Source organism: Romboutsia sp. 13368 (genome assembly GCF_018336475.1).
GTDB lineage: Bacteria > Bacillota > Clostridia > Peptostreptococcales > Peptostreptococcaceae > Romboutsia.
In genome coordinates this window covers 709,404-709,669 of record NZ_CP048741.1, presented here as the reverse complement: position 1 = coordinate 709,669, position 266 = coordinate 709,404, and the positions used below count along the sequence as shown (strand labels likewise).

1 protein-coding gene (only partly in view) is annotated in these 266 nt (G+C 21.4%); it reads right to left on the bottom strand.

From position 1 onward, the window contains the following. Positions 1-57, bottom strand: part of the annotated coding region (locus tag G3997_RS02805; RefSeq protein ID WP_296647756.1) for a UxaA family hydrolase (this coding region is incomplete at its 3' end). 188 nt of the annotated region lie to the left of the window's left edge; 57 of its 245 annotated nt are in view. Positions 58-266: the final 209 nt, after the last annotated feature.

The following is a 266-nucleotide window of genomic DNA, read 5'->3' as shown; positions in this document are numbered from 1 at the left end:
ACTTTTTTTATTACCTATTATCTTAGATATATTCTTTTTATTTGTTTTTACAATCATATTACTTTTAACCTTATTTTCTATAANNNAGATTCATTATTTTCTTTTAATTTATTTTYTAATTGGAATATACACTCACCTTCACTTACTGCAAATCTAAATTCCCCATTAGATAGTATCTTAAAGTATCCATCACTATAAGTTGAGTTATAATCCTTATCTACTGATTTATATGAATAAATCTTTTTAGTTTTTGCATCAACTAATAA